20 protein-coding genes are annotated in these 23,171 nt (G+C 60.4%); 17 read left to right on the forward strand and 3 right to left on the reverse strand.

Annotation, left to right across the window (positions count from 1 at the left end):
• Window positions 1–48: 48 nt before the first annotated feature.
• The 5 genes from ISP19_RS16315 to ISP19_RS16335 all read left to right on the forward strand — a co-directional run bounded on the left by ISP19_RS16315 (window position 49) and on the right by ISP19_RS16335 (window position 5,616).
• Window positions 49–432 carry a RidA family protein gene (locus ISP19_RS16315; RefSeq protein WP_204683480.1) on the forward strand — a complete coding sequence of 128 codons (384 nt, stop codon included), beginning with the start codon at window positions 49–51 and terminating at the stop codon, window positions 430–432.
• 80 nt (window positions 433–512) lie between these two features.
• The gene (recG, locus tag ISP19_RS16320) at window positions 513–2,627 is read left to right on the forward strand and encodes an ATP-dependent DNA helicase RecG (RefSeq protein WP_204683481.1); all 2,115 of its coding nucleotides are present in this window, start codon (window positions 513–515) and stop codon (window positions 2,625–2,627) included.
• Between the two features lie 146 nt (window positions 2,628–2,773).
• Window positions 2,774–3,715 carry a nucleoside hydrolase gene (locus tag ISP19_RS16325; protein WP_204683482.1) on the forward strand — a complete coding sequence of 314 codons (942 nt, stop codon included), beginning with the start codon at window positions 2,774–2,776 and terminating at the stop codon, window positions 3,713–3,715.
• A 121-nt stretch (window positions 3,716–3,836) separates the two neighbouring features.
• On the forward strand, window positions 3,837–4,082 hold the full coding sequence (locus tag ISP19_RS16330; protein ID WP_204683483.1) for a type B 50S ribosomal protein L31: 246 nt from the start codon (window positions 3,837–3,839) through the stop codon (window positions 4,080–4,082).
• Window positions 4,083–4,320: 238 nt separating this feature from the next.
• Window positions 4,321–5,616, forward strand: coding sequence for a citrate synthase (locus tag ISP19_RS16335; protein ID WP_204683484.1), 1,296 nt, complete (start codon window positions 4,321–4,323; stop codon window positions 5,614–5,616).
• Window positions 5,617–5,693: 77 nt separating this feature from the next.
• On the opposite strand, the gene ISP19_RS16340 is transcribed toward ISP19_RS16335, so the two are convergent.
• On the reverse strand, window positions 5,694–6,371 hold the full coding sequence (locus ISP19_RS16340) for a hypothetical protein (RefSeq protein ID WP_204683485.1): 678 nt from the start codon (window positions 6,369–6,371) through the stop codon (window positions 5,694–5,696).
• A gap of 343 nt (window positions 6,372–6,714) precedes the next feature.
• Entirely contained in the window at window positions 6,715–9,246 is a 2,532-nt protein-coding gene (locus ISP19_RS16345) for a penicillin-binding protein 1A (RefSeq protein WP_204683486.1), read from the reverse strand.
• Window positions 9,247–9,684: 438 nt separating this feature from the next.
• On the opposite strand from ISP19_RS16345, the gene ISP19_RS16350 reads away from it, so the two are divergent.
• The 11 genes from ISP19_RS16350 (at window position 9,685) to ISP19_RS16400 (ending at window position 22,120) form a co-directional block, all read left to right on the forward strand.
• Window positions 9,685–10,743 carry a pilus assembly protein PilM gene (locus tag ISP19_RS16350; protein ID WP_204683487.1) on the forward strand — a complete coding sequence of 353 codons (1,059 nt, stop codon included), beginning with the start codon at window positions 9,685–9,687 and terminating at the stop codon, window positions 10,741–10,743.
• A complete protein-coding gene (locus ISP19_RS16355; protein WP_204683488.1) occupies window positions 10,743–11,441 on the forward strand; it encodes a PilN domain-containing protein in 699 nt (232 codons plus the stop codon). The genes ISP19_RS16350 and ISP19_RS16355 overlap by 1 nt, the downstream gene beginning before the upstream one ends.
• On the forward strand, window positions 11,441–12,106 hold the full coding sequence (locus ISP19_RS16360) for a type IV pilus inner membrane component PilO (protein WP_204683489.1): 666 nt from the start codon (window positions 11,441–11,443) through the stop codon (window positions 12,104–12,106). Before ISP19_RS16355 ends, ISP19_RS16360 begins: the two co-directional genes overlap by 1 nt.
• A complete protein-coding gene (locus ISP19_RS16365) occupies window positions 12,103–12,636 on the forward strand; it encodes a pilus assembly protein PilP (RefSeq protein ID WP_204683490.1) in 534 nt (177 codons plus the stop codon). The genes ISP19_RS16360 and ISP19_RS16365 overlap by 4 nt, the downstream gene beginning before the upstream one ends.
• Window positions 12,637–12,691: 55 nt before the next feature.
• Complete coding sequence (locus ISP19_RS16370; protein WP_204683491.1) at window positions 12,692–14,857, forward strand: type IV pilus secretin PilQ; 2,166 nt, start codon at window positions 12,692–12,694, stop codon at window positions 14,855–14,857.
• A 132-nt stretch (window positions 14,858–14,989) separates the two neighbouring features.
• Window positions 14,990–15,985, forward strand: a complete 996-nt coding sequence (locus ISP19_RS16375; RefSeq protein ID WP_204683492.1) for an AAA family ATPase — start codon at window positions 14,990–14,992, stop codon at window positions 15,983–15,985.
• Window positions 15,982–16,914 (forward strand): DUF58 domain-containing protein, encoded by a 933-nt coding sequence (locus ISP19_RS16380; protein WP_204683493.1) that lies wholly within the window; start codon window positions 15,982–15,984, stop codon window positions 16,912–16,914. The genes ISP19_RS16375 and ISP19_RS16380 overlap by 4 nt, the downstream gene beginning before the upstream one ends.
• Entirely contained in the window at window positions 16,911–17,414 is a 504-nt protein-coding gene (locus ISP19_RS16385; protein WP_204683494.1) for a DUF4381 domain-containing protein, read from the forward strand. The genes ISP19_RS16380 and ISP19_RS16385 overlap by 4 nt, the downstream gene beginning before the upstream one ends.
• Window positions 17,407–18,384: a VWA domain-containing protein gene (locus ISP19_RS16390; RefSeq protein ID WP_204683495.1), complete on the forward strand. Its 978-nt coding sequence runs from the start codon at window positions 17,407–17,409 to the stop codon at window positions 18,382–18,384. Before ISP19_RS16385 ends, ISP19_RS16390 begins: the two co-directional genes overlap by 8 nt.
• A complete protein-coding gene (locus ISP19_RS16395) occupies window positions 18,381–20,381 on the forward strand; it encodes a tetratricopeptide repeat protein (protein WP_204683496.1) in 2,001 nt (666 codons plus the stop codon). Before ISP19_RS16390 ends, ISP19_RS16395 begins: the two co-directional genes overlap by 4 nt.
• Window positions 20,378–22,120 (forward strand): BatD family protein, encoded by a 1,743-nt coding sequence (locus ISP19_RS16400; protein WP_204683497.1) that lies wholly within the window; start codon window positions 20,378–20,380, stop codon window positions 22,118–22,120. The genes ISP19_RS16395 and ISP19_RS16400 overlap by 4 nt, the downstream gene beginning before the upstream one ends.
• Here ISP19_RS16400 and ISP19_RS16405 read toward each other — a convergent pair.
• Window positions 22,107–22,628, reverse strand: a complete 522-nt coding sequence (locus tag ISP19_RS16405; RefSeq protein WP_204683498.1) for an O-acetyl-ADP-ribose deacetylase — start codon at window positions 22,626–22,628, stop codon at window positions 22,107–22,109. The two genes, ISP19_RS16400 and ISP19_RS16405, sit on opposite strands and share 14 nt — an antisense overlap.
• A gap of 64 nt (window positions 22,629–22,692) precedes the next feature.
• Between ISP19_RS16405 and ISP19_RS16410 the strand changes: the two genes are divergently transcribed.
• Window positions 22,693–23,166, forward strand: coding sequence for a MarR family winged helix-turn-helix transcriptional regulator (locus tag ISP19_RS16410; RefSeq protein WP_204683499.1), 474 nt, complete (start codon window positions 22,693–22,695; stop codon window positions 23,164–23,166).
• The last annotated feature ends 5 nt before the right edge of the window (window positions 23,167–23,171 follow it).

Here is a 23,171-nt window from a genome sequence, read left to right on the forward strand (position 1 = left end):
GCGCCGTTCCCATTAAACTGTGGCCTTTGACCGCTAATGGATCGACTCATGTCCCGCACTATCATCGCCACGGATAAAGCTCCCGCTGCCATTGGCCCGTACTCGCAGGCTGTACGTGCTGGCAGCACGGTATATTTCTCCGGCCAGATCCCGCTTGATCCGGCCACGGGGGCGCAGGTCGAAGGCGACATCAGCACGCAGACGCGTCGAGTGTTCGACAACCTGGTGGCAGTGGCCGAGGCCGCTGGCGGCTCGCTGAAGCACATCGTGCGGGTGGGTATCTACGTGACGGACCTTGCGAACTTCGCCGCCGTCAACGCGGTGATGGGCGAATACTTTCAGCAGCCTTATCCGGCCCGCTCCACCATTGAAGTTTCCGGCTTGCCGAAAGGTGCGCAGGTCGAAGTCGACGCGATCATGGTGCTGGACTGATCGATACATGTGCCGGCTGCTGACACCTCTTGTCGGCAGTCTCGCCGTCGACGTGTTCCTGTTCGGTTAGTCTTGCACCGATGGCTGCTCTCAAACCGCAAGCACTCGCTGATACCGCTACCGATCCTGGCAACTTGCCTGTGGCAAAGCTGGGGGGCATTGGACCTGCGCTGGTCGAGGCCTTGGCGCGTCTGGGTCTGCATCGTGTGCAGGATTTGTGGTTTCACTTGCCGCTCCGCTACGAAGATCGCACCCATCTGGTCCCGTTGGCTGATCTGCGCCCCGGTATGCGGGCGCAGGTGGTTGGAACGGTCGAGGCGGTTGAAAAAGGGTTTCGCTATCGTCCGCAGCTTAAAGTGGCGATAGGCGATGGTGTCATGCAGACCTTGTTGCTGCGCTTCTTCCATTTCAATCGCGCCCAAGCCGAGCAGTTCCGGGTGGGTGTCAGGGTGCTGTGTTATGGCGAGGCGCGCCAGGGCTCGGGCAGCCTGGAAATGGTGCATCCGCAATATCAGCGTCTGGCTGATGGCGCCGAGGTCGTTCTCGATGAACGTCTCTCACCGGTCTATCCCACCACCGAAGGCTTGGGACAAAAGCGTTTGGCGAGTGTCGCCACCAAAGCTTTGCAATTGCTTCCTGCTGAGGCGGAGCTTGAGCTGATTCCGCCGTCACTGTGTGCGGAACACGGGCTTACATCATTGCGTGAAGCGTTGCTTTACGTGCACCGCCCACCTCCGGATGCGCGGATGGATCAGCTGATCCAGGGCCGTCATCCCGCCCAGCAACGTCTGGCCTTCGAAGAATTGCTGACGCAGCATATGAGTCTGAAGCGGTTGCGCGCAGCGGTGCGCGAGCGCGGCGCGCCTGTGCTGGTTGGTCGCGGTGAATTGCACAAGCGCTGGCTTAAAACCTTGCCGTTTGAGCTTACGCCGGCACAGCAGCGCGTGATCAAGGAAGTGGCTGCGGATGCGTCGCAACCGCGCCCGATGCTTCGTCTGGTGCAGGGTGATGTGGGCTCCGGCAAAACGGCGGTAGCTTGCGCGGCGGCGTTGTCGGCAGTGGAGGCGGGCTATCAGGTTGCCCTGATGGCGCCGACCGAGTTGCTGGCCGAACAGCATCTGCGCAACTTCCGGCATTGGCTGGCACCGATGGATATTGCCGTGGAGTGGCTGGCTGGCAAGCAGCAAGGCAAGGCGCGGCAGCAGGCGATGAAGCGTGTTGCGGAAGGTGCGCCGATTGTTATCGGCACGCACGCGCTCATGCAGGAAGGTGTCGAGTTCGCGCGTTTAGGCCTGGTGATCGTTGATGAGCAGCATCGCTTTGGTGTGCAGCAGCGCCTCGCGCTGCGCGACAAAGGTCTGGAAGGTGAGATGGTGCCGCACCAATTGGTGCTGACGGCGACGCCCATTCCGCGCACCTTGGCGATGAGCGCCTACGCGGACCTGGATATTTCCGCCATCGACGAGCTGCCGCCCGGGCGCACGCCGGTGCAGACCATCGCCGTCTCCAATGCACGACGCACAGAGGTCATCGAGCGTATCCATGCGGCGTGCACGGAAGGACGGCAGGTCTACTGGGTCTGCACCCTGATCGAGGAGTCCGAGCAACTGCGCGCACAGGCCGCCGAAGCGGCGCATACGGAGCTTACGCATGCGCTGACCGACTGCAAGGTTGGCTTGATTCACGGTCGCATGAAGCCCAAGGAAAAACAGGCGGTGATGGATGCGTTCAAGGCCGGCGAACTCGCTGTGCTGGTGGCGACGACGGTGATCGAAGTGGGCGTGGACGTACCCAATGCCAGCTTGATGGTGATCGAAAACAGTGAGCGTCTCGGTCTGGCGCAATTGCACCAATTACGTGGGCGCGTGGGGCGTGGGGCGGTGGCGTCGAACTGCGTGCTGCTTTATCAGCCGCCGCTGGGCCAGCTGGCACAGGAGCGCCTGCAGGTGATGCGCGAAACCAACGATGGTTTTCGTATTGCGGAAAAAGACCTGGAACTGCGCGGCCCCGGTGAGGTGCTCGGTACGCGGCAGACCGGTCAGCTCAGTTTCCGCATGGCCGACCTTGCCCGTGACGCTCATTTGCTGCCGGCTGTACAGCATGTCGGCGAGCAGATGCTTGCGCGTTATCCCGAGCGGGCAGGCCAATTGATCGAGCGCTGGATCGGCGGGGCGGCGCGCTATGTAAACGCGTAAGAGAGAGGCGGGGAGCAAGACATCCATGCACGTGCGCGTATGTCGCTTTACGCTGATGTTCTTGTAGGGGTTGGATCATTTTCGTGTAAGCCTTAAGGTAGGTCAGCCCTGCCATAGGGCTGTCCCTTCCCTGCGCCTTTACATTTATGAGCAAGCCTCAGCTCTTGATTGACACCGACCCGGGTGTGGACGACGCACTCGCCATCCTGATGGCACACGCACACGCCGATGTGCTGGGGTTGAGCATTGCCGCCGGCAATGTCGGTCTTTCCCATACGGTTCGTAATGCGCGCACTCTGGTAGATCTGGCGGGCGCAACCACGCCAGTGTTTGCCGGTTGCCCGACACCACTGGTGCGCTTGCCCGAGGAAGATGCCGCCTTTGTACATGGACGGGATGGTTTGGGCGATGTCGGTTTTCCGGAGCCGATGACGGGTGTCAAAGGCGAGCATGCGGCGCTTGCGCTGTTGCGGCTGACTCGAGAGCATCCGGGTGAGATCACCTTGGTTGCGCTCGCGCCGCTTACCAATCTTGCACTGGCGCTGAAGCTGGATCCTGGCTTGCCGCAACGCGTAAAGCGTCTGGTCGTGATGGGGGGCGCGGTGACGGGACATGGCAATACGGGCCGGGTTCCGGCCGAGTTCAATGTCGGCTTTGACCCGGAAGCGGCGCATATCGTGTTCGAAGGTTTTCCGGATTTCGATCTGGTCGATTGGGAGCTGACCCTGCGTCATGCCTTCGATGAAGCTGATTTTGACGAGTGGCTGGCAGAAGGCGACCGCCGGGCAGCGTTTTTCGGACAGGTGTTCAAAGTGGCGCGGGAGACCAACCGACGCAGTGGGCGTCGTGGGATCATTGCGGCCGATGCCTTGGCTATGGCGGTGGCGATCGACCCGTCCGTAGTCCTGCGTAGCGAGCGCCGTCACGTCGGGGTGGAGCTGGATGGTCGCCTGACCCGCGGCGCCACCGTGGTGGATTGGAATAATCGCTTGAAGCTGCCTGAGCACGCCAATGTGGTGCTGGAGCTGGATCAGGCCAAGTTTGCCGCGATGGTGTGCCGGGCCCTGGGTGCTGAAAAGCCGACATGAGGCTGGATTTATGCTTAAGGCCTAGTCTCGCCAATCTCTGTCTTTGGGAGGGACTGGGTTGACCCAGGCCTAAGAAGCTCAATATAATGCCGCTCTTTTCACCACCGCTTTAGAGCCTGTCATGAAGCCCGATATCCATCCGAATTACCGCCAGGTGGTGTTTCAGGATCTCTCGTCTGATTTCGCGTTCCTGACGCGCTCGACGATTGCTTCCAAGGAAACCACCAAGTGGGAAGACGGCAACGAGTACCCGCTGGTCAAGGTGGATATCTCCAGCCACTCGCACCCGTTCTACACCGGTAAGCAGAAGACGGTCGATGCCGGCGGTCGCGTGGACAAGTTCCGCCGCCGTTACGCGCAGAAGTAATCGTTCTGCATACCCGCTGTCATCAGCGGGTGAGCCATTCGACCCAGGGCAGGCCTTGCGCCTGCCCTGCGTTTTTTTGCGATTGTGGATTGGACCATGCGCGGTCGGATTGTTGTAGGCCGATGTGCGATAATGAGAGGGATGCATCGTCGATTCCCCACGGCGATGTGCGTTTCCCTCACCGGCTGGTTGCCGTTCTGCGGTTGCCCCGGTGGCGACCCATGTGTAGGAGGTTTCCGTGTCCGATTCCAAATCCGTCAAGCTGGTAGATGAGTCCAACGGCCGCAGCAGCGAGCTCCCGTTGCTGACCGGTACGATTGGCCCCGCCTGCATCGACATTGCCCCGCTGTACAAGGACACCGGGCACTTTACTTACGACCCCGGCTACGGCAGCACCGCCAGCACCAAGAGCGCCATCACCTACATCGACGGCGACCAGGGCATCCTGATGTACCGCGGTTATCCGATCGAGCAGTTGGCCGAGAAGTCCAGCTTCCTCGAAGTGGCTTACCTGCTGTTGAACGGTGAGCTGCCGAACAAGGACCAGTTCTCCGCGTTCGAAAATGACATCACGCATCACACGATGATGCATGAGTCGCACAAGAATTTTTTCCAGGGTTTCCATCACGACGCGCATCCGATGGCCATGCTGGCGGCGTCGGTGGCTTCGCTGTCGGCTTTCTATCACGAAGATCTGGACGTCGATGACGCCGCAGACCGCAAGCTGGCTGCGATCCGCCTGATCGCCAAGATGCCGACCATCGCCGCTGCCTGCTATCGCTACTCGATCGGCTGGCCGTTCCGTTATCCGCGCAACAATCTCGAGTACGTCGACCGCTTCCTGCACATGATGTTCGAAGTGCCGAGCGAGCCGCTGACGATGAGTCCGGTGGCGGCCAAGGCGCTTGATCTGTTGTTCATCCTGCACGCCGACCACGAGCAGAATGCGTCCACGTCGACCGTCCGTCTGGTCGGTTCCACCGGTGCCAATCCCTACGCTTCGATCGCTGCGGGCATCACCGCGCTTTGGGGACCGGCGCATGGCGGTGCCAATGAAGCGGTGCTCAAGATGCTGGAAGAGATCGGTACGCCGGACAAGGTGGAAACCGCCGTCAAGCGCGCCAAGGACAAGAACGACAACTTCCGCCTGATGGGCTTTGGCCATCGCGTGTACAAGAACTTCGACCCGCGCGCCAAGATCATCCGCGAGATGTGCCACAAGGTGTTGGCTGAGCTCGGCGTCAATGATCCGTTGCTGGATGTGGCCATGAAGCTGGAAGAAGCCGCGCTGAAGGACGACTACTTCGTCGAGCGCAAGCTGTATCCGAACGTCGACTTCTACTCCGGCATCATCTACAAGGCGCTGGGCATCCCGACCGAAATGTTCACGGTGATGTTTGCCATTGCACGTACTGCCGGCTGGATCGCGCACTGGATCGAACAGCACGAAACGCCAGGTTCGCGCATCGGCCGTCCGCGTCAGCTGTACGTCGGTTCCGACAAGCGCGACTACGTAGCCAAGGACAAGCGCTAAGCGCTTGATCGGTGACATAGACAAAACGCCCGGCTTAGGCCGGGCGTTTTTGTTTGGGTGAAGACAATGCGTTTTGTCTAGCGCAAGGCGGTCGCCAGCTTTCGTTCGAAATCATCCTGCTCGTTGTCTTCCTCCGCCAACATTATCTCCACTGACGCCAGCGAGGCGCGGCGCATGGGTTTCTCATCGATACGATCGAGTGGCGCCTGCCGGAGTGCATTGTGCGGAAGCACGGTCAGATCGAACGGAAGATTGTCGGCTGCGAACAGCAACACCGGATATTCCACTTGCTCTTCGCGGCTGACGCGCAGGCGGCGGGTCTGCGTTTCCACCGGCACACCATGTTCGCGCAGGTAGATGCCGACGGCTTCAGGATCATCGCTGAAGACATGCAGGCAGACGGCCGAATGTGAATCGGCGGTGCCATCCAGTACAGCGCCGACCAGTCGGGGCTCGAAGCGCTGCAGGAAGCGCATGGCTTCGATGGCGGCCTCGCGCCGGGCCCTTACCAATTGCGGCTGGCTCTCGCCCTGGAAAATGCGCTGGTGCTCGCGCAGCGCCTGCTCGATCTCGTGATTGCGGGGCAGGGCTTGTTCATCAAGGACACCCAGCCGTTCGGCGGCCTTGCGTTTTGCGTGGTGGAAGTCGCGGATACCGTGCTCGCTCATCAGTCGCGCCGCCTCCTGGGCGACGCGTAACCGGTTGCGCTGCACGCGGTCGTGTGCGTGGATGCGATGGTGCTCGCCTCGTGCCATTGCTCCGGCCCTCAATTGCGCGTCCGGGGCAAGACTACCGGAAAATTATCAGGATGTTGAGAACATCCTTTACTGCACTTTCTCAACTCCCCGAGTACAGCTTTCATCTCCGAGCCCGGGAGAGCTTGACGAGCGATCCACGCTCCCGGAATTGCTTGCGGCTTGTTCATCTACGCTTGTCAGCCATTGGCGGGATGTTCAGAAAGCACTGTTCTGCACCTTTTCACCCCGCCGAACTCGCGAGTGCCCGAGTTCTATTCGGTGCATCAAGCACTTGGAGCGCCCGAGCTGCGGCAGGCCCACCTTGTGGGCTGCCGCCAGGAGGCCGTTTCTCGACAGTCTCTTAAAAAATGTCGTTGGCTTGTTGCTGGTCCTGGCTCTGCTGCTGTTGCTGCAGAGCTTGGTTGTGCAGGCGGTCCACGTCTTCAACCTTGAAGATTTCCGGCATTGCATCCGGATCACCCTGTTCAGTCGGCAGGCCGCTTTCGCGGTTGATCAGTACGGTGGTGATGCCCGGCGGCATTGGCAGGCTGGCCTGCGGCAGCTCTTTCAGTGCATCGCCCATGTAGTCGATCCAGATCGGCAGAGCAGCCTTGGCGCCGAACTCGCCCTTGCCCAGCGAACTGAAATCGTCAAAGCCCACCCATACGGCTGTAGTCAGGTCACCGTTGAAGCCGACGAACCATGCGTCGCGGTGATCGTTGGTTGAGCCCGTCTTGCCGGCGAGATCCGGGCGATTGAGCACCTTGGCCGCGTAACCGGTGCCCATCGGGGACTGGATTACGTCCTTCATCAGGGAGGTGACGAGGTAGTCGTTGCGAATATCGATCACATGTGGTGCCAGTACTGGATTGGCTTCGCCGCCGTGGGCGTCGGCCGGCAACGCAGTCTCCCCGGCTGCGGCAATGCTGCTGGCTGCTGGGGCAGGGGCGGTCGAGCTTGCCGCCACACCGTTGGTCAGCATGCTCGCCGGCGGAGGCGCGGGCGGGCTGTTTTGCAGCAGGCGTGCCTGGCAGTTGGCGCAGGCGCGGGCAGGATTGGCGACATAAACCGGCTTGCCGTCACGATCGTCGATTTCGCTGATGAAATACGGGGTGACCAGATAGCCGCCGTTGGCGAACACGGAATAGCCACGTGCCATGCTCAACGGCGAGACGGATGCCGTACCGAGCGCCATCGACAGGTTGTTCGGCAAGGCATCGAGCGGGAAGCCGAAGCGGGTGACGTAGTCACGCGCATAGCGCACACCAATCGCATCGAGCAGGCGCACCGATACCAGGTTCTTGGATTCGATCAATGCCTCGCGCAAGCGCATCGGGCCGGCGAACTTGTCGTCATCGTTGCTTGGGGTCCACAGGCCATTCGGCTGGGATGGATCAGGCAGGGCCAATGGTGCGTCGTTGACAATCGATGCGGCGGTAAAGCCACGGTCAAAGGCTGCTGAATAGATGAACGGCTTGAAGCTGGAGCCTGGCTGTCGCGCTGCCATGACGGCGCGATTGAACTTGCTGCGCTGGAAGTTGAAGCCCCCGACCAGTGACTGGATTGAGCCGTCTTCCGGGTTCAGCGATACCAGGGCCGCCTGGGCCTTGGGAATTTGGGTGAGCTGCCAGTTGCCCTTGTCATCCTGGATCACTCGGATGATGTCGCCAGGTTTGAGCACCTCATTGACAGCGTTGGGTGCGGCACCGACCCGGCTATCGGTGATGTAGGGGTGTGCCCAATCCATGGCGCTGAGGTTGAGCTTGATGGTCTGCTTGGTCGGCAGGTAGACCGAGGCCTCGGTGGCGGACGATGCAATGACTAGGCCCGGCGTCATGCCGGCAAGATCCATATAGCTGGACAGCACATTGCTGTAATCAGCATCTGTGGCGTTCGGGGATAGTTCCTGGTGGGCTTCCGGGCCACGCCAGCCATGGCGGTGGTCGTAGATGGAAAGCCCATCGCGGACAGCGGCGACCGCAGCCAGCTGGCGGGAGCTGAGAATCGTGGTCTTGACGACGTAGCCTTCGGTCAGCGCGTCGTTGCCGAGGCGGTCCAGGGCCTGCAGGCGAGCCATTTCAGCCAGGTAGGGGGCGTCCACCTGGATCGGTTGTTCGTGCGGGGCCGCGTCATCCGGGGCATTGATGGCCTCCTGATACTGCGGCTGGCTGATGTACTTGTGCTCCAGCATTTGCCCAAGCACCCAGTTGCGGCGGGCGATCAGTCGCTGCGTATTGGTCAGTGGATTGACCGCCGAGGGCAACTGGAAGGTGGAGGCGATCGCCGCGCATTGCGCAACAGTCAGCTGATCCAGCCGCTTGCCGTAGTAGTACTCGGCCGCGGCGGCAATGCCGTAGGAGCGGTGTCCCAGGAACATTTTGTTGAGGTAGAGCTCCAGGATCTGGTCCTTGGTCAGCTCACCTTCCATGCGCAGGGCGATGAACATCTCGATCAGCTTGCGCGAGTACAGCTTTTCCGGGCTCAGGAAGAAGTTGCGCGCCACCTGCTGGGTAATGGTGGAGCCGCCCTGGGTCTTGTTGCCACCGGAGGCCAGCACATGGAAACCGGCGCGCATCACGCCGCGCCAATCCACGCCAGGGTGGCTATAGAAGTCCGCGTCTTCGGCCGAGAGCACGGCGTGCTTCATCATGTCCGGCACCTGATCGATGGAGACCGGGATGCGGCGCGTCTCACCAAAGGTTGCGATCAGCTTGCCGTCAGCGCTCAAGATACGCAGCGGCACCTGCATGTGGTAATCCTTAAGCACCGCTACCGAAGGAAGCCGGGGGGCCACCAGCCAGTAGGCCACTCCGGCGGCTGCGGCAATAAGCAGGAGACCACTGAAGCCGAGGATGAGAAACCAGCGCAGGAGGGCTTTCAGAATTCGCGTCATGTTGTTTTTAGCGGAGCGGACCGACAGGGTCAGTCACAACGTATTGAATTTTAAAAGGATGGTGTGATATCCAGGAGGCCAGGCAGCGCATGCTTCGCGGCTTGAGCAAGCCCGCAGGCCCGTTTCCCGTTGCCGAACTACACGCCTTGCAAGCCGTTGGGCATCACGCCACTGCGCAAAAGAAACCAGATCATTCCAATCGAGACCTGAGTCAAAACAGTTCAGAGTATAGATGTTGCAGTATGTGCAGCATGAGCGGCTGATTAGCAAAACCTTAATCGCGGTACCCGGCGGGTTGGCTCAAATGTGCAGGCCATCACGTCAAAAGTCTCGAAGAAGATCGCGTAGGCCGTTGCTATTGCGTTAATTTTTGGATCTAATGACCCGGCAATCCTGCCAGTTACTGGCGGAAGCGCCAGGGGTCAAGGGGGAATCATCGTGGGGCTCTTTACACCCAAGAAGCCGCCGCTCGTTGGTGTCGACATCAGTTCGACGGCCGTCAAGCTGCTGCAGCTCAGCCAGGCCGGTGGCCGTTATCGCGTGGAGCATTACGCGATCGAGCCACTGCCCCCCAACGCCGTTGTCGAGAAGAACATTGTCGAGGTCGAGGCCGTCGGCGAAGCGGTCCGCCGTGCGTTGGCGCGTTCGGGCGCCAAGATCAAGCATGCGGCAGCGGCAGTAGCCGGCTCGGCAGTAATCACCCGTATCGTGCCGATGTCCGCCGAGCTTTCCGATGAAGATCTGGAAGGCCAGATCCAGGTGGAAGCCAACCAGTACATCCCGTATCCGATCGAGGAAGTCAGCCTCGATTTCGAAGTGCTCGGTCCGGTTCGCGACAACCCCGAAATGAACAACGTGCTGCTGGCGGCGTCGCGCACGGAAAACGTCGATATGCGCGTGGCCGCGCTGGACCTGGGCGGACTGGCTGCGCAGGTCATCGACGTGGAAGCCTTCGCGATGGAGAACGCTTTCGCGCTGATCGCCGACCAGTTGAATGTAGGTCGCGATGCACTGGTGGCGGTGGTCGATATCGGCGCCACCATGACCACGCTGTCGGTACTGAAAAACCAGCGCACCATCTACTCGCGCGAGCAGGTCTTTGGTGGCAAGCAGCTTACCGACGAAATCATGCGCCGCTATGGGCTTTCCTATGAGGAAGCCGGTCGCGCCAAGCGCAAAGGCGGTTTGCCGGAGTCTTACGAAACCGAAGCGCTGCAGCCGTTCAAGGAATCGCTGGTGCAGCAGATCAGCCGTCTGCTGCAGTTCTTCTATGCCGGCAGTGAATACAGCAAGGTCGATCAGGTGGTGCTGGCGGGCGGTTGCGCGTCCATCGAAGGGATCAGCGCAATGCTGGAAGAGCAGCTTGGCCTGCCTTGCATCGTTGCCAACCCGCTAGCCCGCATGTCGCTGTCGAGCCGAGTGCAGGCCCAGTCGCTGACCCAGGATGCGCCGGCCCTGATGATCGCGGTCGGACTCGCCATGAGGAGTTTCGACTGATGGCACGCATCAACCTACTTCCCTGGCGCGCGGAGCGCCGCAAGCAACGGCAGCGCGAGTTCTTCATGCAACTCGGCGCCGCTGCAGTAGCTGCGATCGGATTCCTGATGTTGTGGGGATTCTGGATGGGCATGCGCATCGACAACCAGAATGAGCGCAACGCTTATCTGCAGGATCAGATCAAGCAGGTCGATGCGCGCTTGACCAAGATCAGCGATCTGGAGAAGGTGCGTGCCCAATTGCTGGCGCGTAAGCAGATCATCGAGCAACTGCAGGCCAACCGCTCGCAGATGGTGCACTTGTTCGACGAACTGGTTAAGACGATTCCTGGCAGCGCGCGCCTGACCTCGATCAAGCAGAACGGCGATCAGATGGTGCTTGGCGGGGTTGCGCAATCCAACGCAAGCGTTGCCGAGTACATGCGCAATATCGAGGCATCGCCGTGGATGGGGCAGGCTGACCTGAGCCAAACCGAGAACAGCCATGATGCCTCGCGCATGCCCTACAGCTTTGGTCTGACCGTCGCGCTGCAAAAGCCGAAGGATGATGGCACGGGTCAAGGGGTGGCCCCGGCATCCTCCAGCACTGCTGGCGCAATGGCAGCCCCATTCACACCCACAACATCTCAGCCGAAGCCGGGCAGTGTGCCGGCATCGGTCCCGCCTGCTACTGCGCCAGTCAAGGGAGGAGCCAAATAATGAAACTCCTCGAAGACCTGCGGAGTCTGGATCGCAACAACATCGGTGGCTGGCCGGCGTCGGTCAAGACGTTCTTTACGGTGCTGCTGTTTATCGTGATCGTGTTTCTCGGCTGGTATACCTTTATCAGTGATCAACAGAACACCTTGCAAAACCTGGCTGGCAAGGAAGACAAGCTCAGGCAGGAGTTCTCCGAGAAGCAGGCCAAGTCGGTCAATCTCGAAGCACTGCAGCAGCAGCTTGATGAGATGAAAGACATGCTTCGTCAACTGCTGCGCCAGTTGCCGAGCAGGACCGAAATGCCTGAGTTGCTGGTGGACGTTTCGCAGACTGCATTGTCGGCGGGCCTGCAGCAGGAGCTGTTCCAGCCGGGCACCGAAGTGCCCAAGGACTTCTACGCCGAGAAGCCGATTAAGCTGAAGATGGTTGGCACCTATCATCAGTTTGGTGCTTTCATCAGTGGCGTGGCCTCGCTGCCACGCGTGGTGATTCTTACCATGCATGATGTTTCGCTGACACCGCTCAACCCGCCCGCCAAGGGTGCTGAGCCGGGGCCGGATCAGTTGCTGGTATTGCAGGGCACGGTGAAGACGTATCGCTACCTCGAGGACTCTGAGACGGGCGAGGCGAGTGGCAAAGGCAAAAAGGTAGGGGGGGGGAAATGAGGAACCTGTCTGCCATCAAGCCAGCTCACTTGGCGAAGGTATTCTTGTTGGGCAGCGCGATATTGACACTCGCGGGCTGCACACGCGGCATGTCGGATCTGCGTGACTGGGTGGCGCAGGAAAAGGCCAAGCGTGGTGCTCCGATTCCGGCGCTGCCAGTGATCAAGACCTTCGAGACATTTATCTATAACGATCAGGACAAACGCGATCCGTTCAGTCCGAGTCCGGATGAGCTCAACCAGAACAACGGGCCACGACCGGATGAAGGACGGGCTCGGCAACCGCTCGAAGCCTACGCTTTGGATAGCCTGACAATGGTTGGCACGATTGGCAGCGGAACCAATACGGAGGCCCTGATCAAGGACCCTACCGGTGTCATCCATCGCGTGCGTGCTAACGAATATATGGGCGAGAACTATGGCCGCATCACTGCTATCAGCAGCGATCGGGTCGACTTGGTCGAATTGGTTTCCAACGGCAATGGCGGCTGGATGGAACGTCCTGCCAGCATCGCGCTCGTCGCCAAATAGGAATACAGGGGCTGATGCAATGACTAATCCAATCAAACCAGTCCGGAGCCGTGCCATGCACTTGGCGAGCCGTTGCCTGATGACAATGATGGTGCTCGGCGCCGCTGCATGGGCCAATGCAGCGGTTGCAGCCAGCACGCTGCAGAACATTACTTACAAGACCCTGCCTGGCGGGCGTGTCGAGTTGCGCATGAACTTCGACAACAGCCAGCTGCCCCAGCCCAGTATTTTCACCACGGATAATCCGCCGCGTATCGCGATCGATTTTCCTGATACGACCAACGATGCCTCGCGGCACCAGGATATCGGGGTGGGCACCACCACGGGTGTATCGGCGGTATCGGCCGGGGGGCGTACTCGCGTCGTCGTGGAGCTGATGCAGGCGTCGAGCTACAAGTCGCGCGTTGAGGGCAACAGTCTGGTGCTGGTGGTCAATAACGGCACGCAATCGCAGCCGGTAACCACGGCCGCCACCATTGATCCGTCGAAGGCGTTGCCATCGGCGATGAATGGCCCGGCGATCAGCAATATCGACTTCCAGCGCGGTGCCAACGGCTCCGGTCGGGTCCTGATCAATTTCAGCAGTTCCGGCGCCAACGCCAATATGCGTCGGCAGGGCAGCGATATTCTCGTTGACATCGACAACGCGCAACTCCCTGCCAGCCAATCCCAGCGCTTGAACGTCCTCGATTTCGCCACACCAGTGCAGTCCATCTCGCCAAGTTCAACGCCCAGTGGCGTGCACCTGGACATCGCCTATACTGGCGACGTGGAGACTTCCTCGTATCAGACGGGCAATCAGTACGTCATCGAGGTTACGCCCAAGAAAGAGAGCGCGAAGAACACCAATCCCGGTTCGTTCGCGCAGCCTGTTTATACGGGCAGCCGCCTCACCTTCAATTTCCAGGACATCCCGGTTCGTTCGGCCTTGCAGCTGCTGGCAGACTATTCGGGCTTGAACCTGGTGGCGTCGGATACGGTGGGTGGCAGCATCACCCTGCACTTGGTCAATGTTCCTTGGGATCAGGCACTGGATGTGATCCTGCGTGCCAAGGATCTGGACAAGCGCCGTGACGGCAACGTGATCTGGATTGCTCCGCAGAAGGAACTGGCCGATTACGAACAGAGCCTGTCCGATGCACGCTTCAAGGCCGAGGATACGGCCCCGCTGATTACGACCTATGTGCCGATCAGCTATGGCAAGGCGCAGGATATTGCCAAATTGCTGACAACCGGCAGCATGCAGAGTATTACTGGTGGTGGTGCCGCTGGCCAAGCAGCGCAGCATCGCGGGTTTCTCTCGCCACGCGGTAGTGTCAGCTTTGATATACGAACCAACACGCTGTTGATTAACGACACGGCTGAAAAGACAGCTGAATTGCGAGGCATCATTGCCGAGCTCGATCGTCCGGTGCAGCAGGTCCTGATTGAATCCCGCATTGTGATCGCCACCGATGACTTTGAGCGGGACTTGGGCGTGCAATGGGGCGTCAGCGGCAATCGCACCAATCCGAGCGGCCAGACTCTGCAGGTCGGCACCGGGATCGGCAATTCTCAAGGCAACAATTCGAGCACTTCCACGCTTGGCGGTGGATTGAGTAACTTGAATGTGAATCTGCCCGCAGCTCCAACGACCGGTACGGCATCGACGCTCGCGGCAGCCATTCTCGGCAAGAATTATGCGCTGGATCTGGAACTTTCCGCTGCCCAGGCCGAAGGCCGCAGTGAGGTCGTTTCCAGTCCGCGTGTGATCACCGCCAACCAGCAGGAAGCCGATATTCGCCAGGGTCAGGAAATCGGCTACGTAACGTTCCAGAACACATCGGGTGGAGCGGGCACGAGTGGCACAGCTACGGTGGCATTCAAGGACGCCGTGCTTGAGCTGAAGGTGACCCCGACGATTACGGCTGATAACCGTGTCTATCTGGCGATCAATGTGAATAAGGACTCGCTGGATCACTACATCACCGTAACCGGCAGCGGTCAGGTTCCCGTGATTGACACGCGCTCGCTCAACACCTCGGTGCTGGTGGACGACGGTCAAACCGTGGTGCTTGGCGGTATCTACGAAGTGACCAAGTCAGATACCATCAACAAGGTCCCTGGACTGGGCGACATACCAGGTTTGGGTATCCTGTTCCGCAATACACAGCATGTGAATGACAAGGATGAGCTGCTGATCTTCGTCACGCCGCGAATCCTGAGCGATAGCTTGCAATAGGCTGGCTGGACTCGACGCAAAGTAAAAGGGGCGGCCAGTGTGCCGCCCCTTTTTGCGTTAAAAGATCATTCCCGGCAAACTTTCCCGCGCGTCCGCGGTCTGAGCCGGCACGAAGCAGTACAGGATATTCGGATGGATATGCCCCAAGTCCCCACTCCCGGGCGTCTGCAACAAGCCTTTTCACGACTCCGCGATGATCTCCAGCGCCAAATCATCGGCCAGCCTCGACTTATCGATTGCTTGCTGATCGCCCTGCTGGCCGATGGCCACCTGCTAGTCGAAGGAGCGCCCGGGCTGGCCAAAACCACCGCCGTCAAGGCGCTGGCTGGGCGTATCGAAGCCGATTTCCATCGCGTGCAATTTACGCCCGACCTGTTGCCGGCCGATCTCACTGGTACCGACGTATTCCGGCCTCAATCGGGCAGCTTCGAGTTCGAGCGTGGACCGTTGTTCCACAACATTGTCCTTGCCGACGAAATCAACCGTGCACCGGCAAAAGTACAGTCGGCGCTGCTCGAAGCGATGGCCGAACGGCAGATTACCGTGGGGCGAAGCACCTGGCGCTTGCCCGAGCTTTTCATGGTGATGGCGACGCAGAATCCGATCGAGCAAGAGGGCACCTTTGCCCTGCCGGAGGCACAGCTCGACCGCTTCGTCATGCATGTGACGATCGGTTATCCGGATGCTGCATCGGAGTTGGCCATCTTGCGCTTGGCTCGTGAACAAGCCACCAGGCCAGCGCATCAACCCGCGCACGTACTGTCCGTCGTCACGCAGCAGGACGTTTTTGCGGGTCGCGAAGCAGCCTTGGCTGTACACATGGCACCTGCGCTGGAGCAATATTTGGCGCAACTGGTGTTGGCAACGCGCGATGCAGGACGCTATGGTCCTGAGCTGAAGCGCTGGATCGCCTGGGGCGCAAGCCCGCGCGCCACGATTGCGCTTGATCGCTGTGCCCGTGCTCACGCCTGGTTGAGCGGTCGCGATTTTGTGCTGCCAGAAGATGTTCACGCCGTTGTGTACGAAGTGCTGCGTCATCGCGTGTTGCTGAGTTACGAAGCGGAAGCCGAAGGCATACGCAGTGACAAGGTTATTCATCGATTGCTGGACCTTGTGCCGCTGCCGTGAACGCTGTGGCCTCGAATCAGTTGGATGGTGATGGCCGTGTACGAGTATCACTGGCGGAGCTGATTGCCTTGCGCAGTCGCGTCGCACGCTTGCGCTTGCCGCCGCAAGACAGTCGCGCGACACGGGTCGGCATTCAGTCCAGTCGTTTATATGGCCGCGGCATGGATTACGCCGAATCGCGAGCGTATCAGCCTGGCGACGATGTGCGCCGTCTCGATTGGCGCCTGACAGCCCGTAGTGGTCGCTTGCATACCAAATTGTTCCAGGAGGAACGCGAAGGACAACTGCTGATCCTTCTCGATCGGCATGCGAGCATGCATTTCGGAACGCGGGTTCGCTTCAAGTCCGTTCAGGCGGCAAAGGCAGCAGCGCTGGCTGCATGGTATGCCGTGCGCGCAGGCGAGCGCGTTGGCTTGATGCAATTTGGCGGATATACACATTTACAACGTCCGCGTGCCGGTTTGCATGGTGCATTGGACGTGTGTGGCGCCCTGGCCAAGGGCGACACATTCGTGTCCGATCATCGCGAGCCGCTTTCGCAGGTGCTGCAGCATGTCATCAAGTTTCAACATGGTGCAAACCGCGTGCTGTTGATCAGTGATGGTCAGTGTAGCGATGAGCTGGCGCGGCATCGTCTGCTGGAAATGATGCGGCATACGGCGGTGCGGTTGCTGGTGGTGGCCGATGCACTTGAGCTGACCGCGGTGCCGGCCGGGCATTACCCCATCGAACACGAAGGCCAGCGGCGCACGATGGTGCTGGAATCGGCACGTCAGCGTGAGTCGTTCCAAAAGAGTCTGGGGGCGGGACAGGTCCGATTGGTTGCCACGGCGCAGTCGCTTGGTGTCCCCTCCCGCATCATCGATACCGCGAGTGATCCCATGGATGCCGTCACAGCACTGCTGCGTGACGGAGGCAAAAGGCGATGAGCGGGTCATTTCCCGAGCCGGAAGACGGCCTGACCTTGCGTGATATTCACATGCCTCCTGCGCCGTCCTGGTGGCCACCAGCCCCGGGGTGGTGGGTGCTTTTCGGTACAGTGTGCTTGATCGTGATCCTGGCATGGCTGTTCTATCAAAGCTCGCAAAAGAAGCGCATGGCCCGCCAACGAATACTTGCTGAAATCGAGCAATTGGCAGGACGCCATCCCGACGATGACACCGCTTACGCGGCATCCCTGCATCAACTTCTGCGGCGCGCCGCGCGCCGTTACGCCGCCGACGCGCATCTCACACAGGGTGATCGCTGGCGGCAGGTGCTGGCACGTATTCCCGTGGATGACGCAACGCTGGATGCGTTGATGAGCCTGGACGCGCGCATGTATCAACCGCATGCAGACTTCGATCGTCAACGCGTGCAGGCGGCAGCGCAATATTGGCTGGATGCGGCGTTACGGCATGCCAGAATCACGGAGGTCGGGCATGCCTGAGTTTGCCTGGCCTTGGGTGTTCGTGCTGCTGCCATTGCCCTGGCTGGTATGGGGCGCGCTAAAACCCGCGTCGCCGGCGCAGGCGTTGCACTTGCCCCACGCTTCACTGGTTTGGAGTGGCGGTGATCGCGCCGCGACACGTAGCTCAGGCTCCTGGCTATTGGCGCTGGGCTGGCTGTGCCTGCTCGTTGCGGCCGCAAGGCCGCAGACGCTAGGTCCACCGCAGGCGCAACAACATAGTGGCCGCGCGATGATGCTCGCAGTCGATCTGTCCGGCAGCATGCAAACACCCGACATGCAGCTGGGTGGCCAGCAGCTCAGTCGCTTCGGTGCGGTGGAGGCAATTGCCGGGGACTTCATCTCGCGCCGCAGGGGTGACGAACTCGGATTGGTGCTCTTTGGCACGCATGCTTATCTTGTTACGCCGATCACGTATGACCTGGATGCGGTGCGCGCCCAGTTGCAGAGCGCCGCCATCGGGCTGCCCGGTACCGAAACCGCCATTGGCGATGCGATTGCCGTAGCGACCAAGCGCCTGGCCGCGTTGCCGGAACAAGCCCGTGTGCTGATCTTATTGACCGACGGTGTCAACAACTCCGGCAGCATCTCGCCGCAGGATGCCGCCAGAGCCGCGAAAGCAGCCGGTGTACGCATCTACACCATCGGCATCGGTGCCACTCGCATGACGGTGCCGGGATTGTTCGGCGATAGCGTGATCAATCCCTCGGCCGATCTCGACGTTGACATGCTGACCTATATTGCGCATGAAACCGGCGGGCAATTTTATCGAGCCACAGACGGTAACCAGCTCGCCGATGCCTATCGGGCCATTGATGCGCTGGAGCCGATGCCGCAGCACGGCCCAAGCCTGCGCTTGCGACATGAGCTATTTCGGACGCCGTTGATCGCTGCAGCGCTGTGTCTGTTGTTCGGTATGTTGTGGCCACGTCTGCGGGGAGTCGGTGCATGAGCGACGCCCTGCATCAATTTCATTTTCTACAGCCGTGGTGGTTATTCGGTCTGCTGGCCTTGCCCGTGCTGTTATGGTTCGGTTCGCGCAGCAACGCCTCACAGCGCGAACTCAGCCGTCTCGCCGATCCGGAATTGCTGCCGCATCTGCTGAGTGGTTCTGAAAAGCACGCGCCATGGCCGTCGGGTTTATTTGCGCTAGGTTGGACACTGGGGGTGCTGGCCTTGTCGGGGCCTACCTGGAGCCGTATTGCCGAGCCGCTCTATGCCGATCGTGCTGTACAGGTTGTCGCCATCTCGCTATCGCAGCACATGCAGACACGCGATGTGCAGCCAAACCGCATGGATCGAGTGCGTTACAAAGCACGTGATCTGCTCGCGTCGAACAAGGATGGCTTGAATGCATTGATCGGTTATGCCGGCCAGTCGTTTGTCGTTGCGCCACTGACCAGCGATGCACATAGTCTGGATGATCTGCTCAATGCGATGGGGCCGGACGTCATGCCGGTGGATGGCGACAACGCGGCGCAGGCTATCGAGCAGGGTGTGCAACTCATCCAGAGTGCCAAGGTCGGCGCTGGCTCCCTGGTGCTCATCACCGATGACGCCGATACCGACGCGCAGGCTGCCGCACGCAAGGCGCTGGCCGCCGGCGTCCATGTTTCCGTGCTGGGCATCGGCACGGAGCAGGGCGCGCCGGTGCCCCAGGCAGACGGTAGTTTCATGCATGACGACCAGGGCAATCTGGTCGTTGCGAGGCGAAATGACGAAGACCTGCGCGCGTTGGCTCGGGCTGGAGGCGGTATTTATGTCCCGATGAGTGAGAGTGGCAGCGATATCGCTGCATTGCATGCTTCATTGAAGCCGGTGGGACATGCTTCACTCGTCCAGGGACAGAGCGGCGATGCGTGGCAGGATCGTGGTCCGTGGTTGTTGTTGCCACTGTTGCTGGTTGCAGCCATGGCGTTTCGGCGCGGATGGGTGCTGATGCTGCCGCTGGTTTTGCTACCGTTGTGGCCGGTTACGGCAAAAGCGACGACCTGGCAGGATTGGTGGCGGCGTCCCGACCAGCAAGCAGCAAGCGCGTTGAAGCAAGGCAACGCCGGCAAGGCGCAACAGTTGGCGGAGGATCCCGCATTGCGGGGCGCCGCAGCCTATCGTGCCAAGGATTACGCTGCGGCTGTGCAATCACTTGAACAGGCTAAAGGTGCGGACGCGCAATACAACCTCGGCAATGCGCTTGCCAGGCTGGGCCGCTACCCCGATGCGATCAAGGCTTACGATCAGGCGTTGAAGCTCGATCCGCATGATGATGATGCGCGCGCGAATCGCAAGGCTGTAGAAGAGGCTATGCGCAAGCCGCCGCAGAATGGTTCCTCGCAACAACAGCAGAAATCAGGTAGCGGGCAGGGTAGCCAGAATAAGCAAGGTGGCCAGAATGGCAGCTCTGGGCAGTCGCAAGGTGACAGTGGCCAGCCGCAGAGCAACAACGCATCTGACCAGCAACAACGCAGCGGACAACAGGGTAGCCAGAATCCAAACGGCCAGAACCAGCAAGGCCAAGGCCAGAACGGTCAACAGCAGGATCGCCAGCAGCAAAACAATGCGAATGCATCGCAGGCGATGCAGCAGGGCGATAAGCAACAAGGCCAGGATACGCAGCAAGGCAACCAGTCTTCCCCATCTCAGGATGTATCCAGACAGAACCCTGCTCCGGCATCGTCCAGTGAACGCACTCAGGCTCAAAAGGCACAGCAGGGCTTGCAGCAGCAGATGAATCAGGCCCTTGCCCAGGCAAAATCCACGACCAAACCAGCACCACGGACACACGAACTTGGCGCCGTAGACAGTGACGATCCGCTGTCCAAACTTCCCAATGACGTTCGCCGTGATCTGGAACGCGTACCGGATGACCCCGGTGCCCTGCTGCGTCGAAAGTTCGAACTGGAATACCGGGAGCGCATGGGCGCACAGCCGGATGTGGGAGATCAGCAATGAGCTATCGCTGGCTATTCTTGCTCTGCCTGCTGCTGCCCATCAGTGCAATGGCGGCCAGCGTGCAGGCATCACTGGATCGCAATGATGTGCACCTTGGCGAAACCGTAACGCTGAATCTGCGCATTGACGGCAGCATGAATGCCGACACCCCGGATCTCAGTGCGCTAGATAACGATTTTGAGGTGCTGGGCAGTTCCACCAACAGCACGCTCAGTGTCATCAATGGGCGCCAAAGCGCCGAGTTGATCATTGGCATTGCCTTGCGCCCCAAGCACACCGGCGATCTGCAGATACCATCGCTGACAGTGGCAGGTAGCCAGACATCGCCGTTGACCTTGCATGTCGGTCCGCCGGACAGTTCCGCCGATGCGGATACACACAAAGATATCTTCATTGAAACGACGGCCAGTCCGGATCACGTCTATGCCGGTCAGCAGCTGCTCTATACCGTGCGCTTGTTCTTTGATGTCGACCTCAATAGCGGCAGCTTGCCCGATCCGCATCCCGACGGTACGGATGTACGCAAGCTCGGTGGCGATACCGATTACGAGTCGGTCCGCAACGGTCGTCGCTATCACGTTATCGAAAGACGCTACGCGCTGATCCCGCAACATGCCGGCACGCTGACGATTCCCTCGATCGAGTTCCAGGGCGAAGCGGTTGATCCGGCCAACCCGAATGATCCGGGCAGTTATTTTGGCCAAAGTGGGCTGTTCGGAAACACCTCGCCGGTGACTGCCGATTCCTCGCCGGTCAGCGTGAATGTGCAAACTGCGCCGGCTGATTGGGGTGCGACGACATGGCTGCCTGCGCGTGCGCTTACGCTCAAGCTGGAAGGCCTGCCGGGAGACGACAAGGCTCAGATCGGCCAGCCCATCAATCTGCATATGAGTGTGGATGCGCAGGGCCTGCCCGCCGATGCGTTGCCGCAGCTGAGCCTTCCTGCGATCGACGGCGCAACGGTCTACCCCGATCAATCCACGGACACCACGCATGATGACGGCCAATGGCTGACCGGGCATCGCGAGCGCAGTTTTGCGATCTTTCCGCAACATGCAGGATCGCTGACCATTCCGGCGATCAGCTTGACCTGGTTCAACACGCAAACGGGGCAGAAACAAGTCACCACCATTCCTGCGCATACCTTGACCGTGTTTCAGGCAGCGGCTGGTGCACCGGCGACACCATCTTCTGCAATGCAGACCGCAATGCCGGGGACTTCGCCAAGCACGGCAAGTAGCGCTGTTGCGATACCGAATGCTGGCTCGATCCCCTCGTCTGCCACACCATCAACGCTCTGGCGCTGGATTGCGATAGGTAGCCTCGGTTTGTGGCTGCTCAGTGCGGCGATGTTCTGGTGGTGGCGCCGAAGCAAGCCTGCGTTACCCGAAGTGTCCTCCGCAAAACCTGCAACCCATGATTCCACGCGTACGTCGCGTCACGCCTTCATGGAGGCGGCGCGTGGCAAGGATCGCGCAGCGCAGGCGCGGCGTCTGCTGGCTTGGGCGCGCAGTGAGCGACCTGGTTTGCAGAATCTTGGACAGTTGTCGGAAGCGTTGGCATCCGAACAGCAGCGTGCGGCGATCGACCAATTGCAGCGGCTGCAATATGCGGGTGCCGGCGCGGATGAAGCGATGGATTTGTCTGCCGTATTCGCGCAAGGGTTTGCCTGGCGGCATGAAGACCAGCCGGATCAGGATTCACCATTGCCGCCGCTTTATCCTTTCAAGCTTGATTGAGCGCGTGTTGCCAGATGGCCGCCATCCGCTGGTCGAAACAGCAAAGCTGCACGTCCAGCGCAGGATGTGCAGCCGGTACATCGCGTAAGGCGGTGATCGCCACGCTGGCCGCCTGCTCCGGCGGGTAACCGTACACGCCGCAGCTGATCGCGGGGAAGCCAATGCCTTGCAGATCGTGTGCAACGGCCAGTGCAATGCACGCGCGATAGCAACTGGCCAGCAACGCCGCTTCCCCTGCATGTCCCCCATGCCAGATGGGCCCCACGGTATGAATCACGTAACGGGCAGGAAGCTTGAAGCCCGGTGTGATGCGCGCCTCGCCGGTCGGGCAGCGCACACCGGGCGTAACCTCGGACAGTGCGCGGCAGGCGGCCAGCAACGCGGGGCCGGCGGCTCGATGGATGGCGCCGTCGACACCACCGCCGCCCAGCAGCCCAGGATTGGCCGCGTTCACGATGGCGTCCAGCGCCAGTCGGGTGAGGTCGGCAGTGACGACAGTAATGGTCATCCGTCAAGACTGTTTAGGCTTATGCTTGGCGCATATCACAGGGTGACACTCAGAGTGCTGCATCATGCCAAAAACGGAAGACATTTCCTTTGGTTACCTGCTGAACGACGTAACGTTGCTGTTCCGCAAGCATTTTGACCGGCGCGCCGTGAAATTCGGGCTAACCCGCGCCCAGTGGCGCGCGACCAAGATGCTGTATCACCGCGAGGGTCTGCGGCAGACGGAGCTGGCGGAATTCCTGGAAATGGAGCCGATCGCCGTGGGGCGCGTGATCGATCGGCTGCAGGCAGCGGGTTTTGTCGAACGCAGGCCCGATCCCAAAGACCGGCGCGCCTGGCGCCTGTATACCACCGCGCAGGCCAGCGGGGTGATCGACGACATGGAGCGCATCGCCTATGAGCTGCGCCGCGAATGCACGGCCGGCGTCACCTACGAGGAGCTGGCGCAGGCGATGGAGGTGATGACCCGCATCAAGGAAAACCTGCAAGCCCTCGACACGACGGAAGCGCCTGTCGAGCAGGTAAAAGAAGAGGGCTGAGCGCC

This window comes from Dyella flava (assembly GCF_016904955.1).
GTDB classification, from domain to species: domain Bacteria; phylum Pseudomonadota; class Gammaproteobacteria; order Xanthomonadales; family Rhodanobacteraceae; genus Dyella_B; species Dyella_B flava.

Coding starts and splice junctions, on each gene's coding strand:
- ISP19_RS16315 (WP_204683480.1), top strand. CDS start 49: ATGTCCCGCACTATCATCGCCACGGATAAAGCTCCCGCTGCCATTGGC.
- recG (WP_204683481.1), top strand. CDS start 513: ATGGCTGCTCTCAAACCGCAAGCACTCGCTGATACCGCTACCGATCCT.
- ISP19_RS16325 (WP_204683482.1), top strand. CDS start 2,774: ATGAGCAAGCCTCAGCTCTTGATTGACACCGACCCGGGTGTGGACGAC.
- ISP19_RS16330 (WP_204683483.1), top strand. CDS start 3,837: ATGAAGCCCGATATCCATCCGAATTACCGCCAGGTGGTGTTTCAGGAT.
- ISP19_RS16340 (WP_204683485.1), bottom strand. CDS start 6,371: ATGGCACGAGGCGAGCACCATCGCATCCACGCACACGACCGCGTGCAG.
- ISP19_RS16345 (WP_204683486.1), bottom strand. CDS start 9,246: ATGACGCGAATTCTGAAAGCCCTCCTGCGCTGGTTTCTCATCCTCGGC.
- ISP19_RS16355 (WP_204683488.1), top strand. CDS start 10,743: ATGGCACGCATCAACCTACTTCCCTGGCGCGCGGAGCGCCGCAAGCAA.
- ISP19_RS16360 (WP_204683489.1), top strand. CDS start 11,441: ATGAAACTCCTCGAAGACCTGCGGAGTCTGGATCGCAACAACATCGGT.
- ISP19_RS16365 (WP_204683490.1), top strand. CDS start 12,103: ATGAGGAACCTGTCTGCCATCAAGCCAGCTCACTTGGCGAAGGTATTC.
- ISP19_RS16370 (WP_204683491.1), top strand. CDS start 12,692: ATGCACTTGGCGAGCCGTTGCCTGATGACAATGATGGTGCTCGGCGCC.
- ISP19_RS16375 (WP_204683492.1), top strand. CDS start 14,990: ATGGATATGCCCCAAGTCCCCACTCCCGGGCGTCTGCAACAAGCCTTT.
- ISP19_RS16385 (WP_204683494.1), top strand. CDS start 16,911: ATGAGCGGGTCATTTCCCGAGCCGGAAGACGGCCTGACCTTGCGTGAT.
- ISP19_RS16390 (WP_204683495.1), top strand. CDS start 17,407: ATGCCTGAGTTTGCCTGGCCTTGGGTGTTCGTGCTGCTGCCATTGCCC.
- ISP19_RS16395 (WP_204683496.1), top strand. CDS start 18,381: ATGAGCGACGCCCTGCATCAATTTCATTTTCTACAGCCGTGGTGGTTA.
- ISP19_RS16400 (WP_204683497.1), top strand. CDS start 20,378: ATGAGCTATCGCTGGCTATTCTTGCTCTGCCTGCTGCTGCCCATCAGT.
- ISP19_RS16405 (WP_204683498.1), bottom strand. CDS start 22,628: ATGACCATTACTGTCGTCACTGCCGACCTCACCCGACTGGCGCTGGAC.
- ISP19_RS16410 (WP_204683499.1), top strand. CDS start 22,693: ATGCCAAAAACGGAAGACATTTCCTTTGGTTACCTGCTGAACGACGTA.